Raw genomic sequence first — 1,104 nt, 5'->3', positions numbered from 1 at the left:
GATGTGATCTATACTCCTAATTAGGCATCCATAGTTAATCAATGTTAACCATGCTTAACAGTATTTAAGGGTAAGTGTGGTTATTTAATGTGATTTTGGTACTATGAGCGGTATTGTTTTTATATTGGAACAGTATATAAAACTTAGAAAGCTGAACTAAGTCTTCAACTGGACACAATGAAGAAAGGTAGAAATTTCCACCTAAACTAGAATGGCTGATCAATAAATAAGGTGAACCTTTGCAAATAGCACCCCAATCTAAAGTAAATGAAATTCTTAGCTCACTAATGGAAGCTGTTAGTTCTTCTACAGTTTTGAGTGAGTTTGAAATCGCTTACTATAAAAGAGAGGCGGAAAAGCTCCCTGAAGCAAGTCATACTCACTTAACGTTGACTATTCTCTACACATCTTTAAATCAACAAAAACAAGCTTTATTACACGCTCACGAAGCCATACGCCTAGCGCCTGATGACCAAGTTATTATTGGTAATATCATATGGGCTCTTTCGTTTGTTGGTGCGGCTAAAACTGTTTATGAACTAATAAAAAAGATACCTACTGAAATTTGTACAGGTAAAGTATTAGAAAACATCTTGGTTGCTAGTCACTTTTTCAATGATCTAGAATTAACTGAAGGATTACTTAAACAGCTTGAATCTGAGCAGCCTGATGCATCTAGATACAAGAGTGAACTAGCTCACTTCCAGGCTAAAATGAATAATATAGCCTGGGCTAAACAGAGAATTAACTTTAGTGAGAACGACTTCTTAGAACTCTCTCTACTTGCCTTAGAGCTAGTTGAGCGCTCACCTAATATTAATGCTGTAAGTTCATATATCTACGCCCTACCAGAGTCCGATAAGATCTGCCTATCTTTTGAGGTAAACTGCGAGCCTGAAGCTATTTTTGACCTCAACTGGGAACTAAGCCTGCTCATTACAGAGACTAATCTCATGTCGAGTCCAGTAATTGCACGCTTTGATGTAGCCGACAATAACCACGAACTAACGCGAAGTGGAGGATTCTAATGGCTGTATCACCATCAGATATTTTGACATGTACTGAAAACCAGCTAAGCCAAGCAACAACAGAGTCTGAATACCG

At 37.7% G+C, this 1,104-nt stretch carries 1 protein-coding gene; it reads left to right on the top strand.

Annotated features, from left to right (window positions below):
- Positions 1-239: 239 nt before the first annotated feature.
- Entirely contained in the window at positions 240-1,028 is a 789-nt protein-coding gene (locus AB4653_RS16385; protein WP_133151967.1) for a tetratricopeptide repeat protein, read from the top strand.
- Positions 1,029-1,104: the final 76 nt, after the last annotated feature.

The organism is Vibrio sp. 10N.222.48.A3 (assembly GCF_041475345.1).
In the GTDB taxonomy this organism is placed as follows: Bacteria; Pseudomonadota; Gammaproteobacteria; order Enterobacterales; family Vibrionaceae; genus Vibrio; species Vibrio tasmaniensis_A.
The sequence above is the reverse complement of the archived record's forward strand: the minus strand, read 5'-3'. Positions and strand labels throughout refer to the sequence as shown.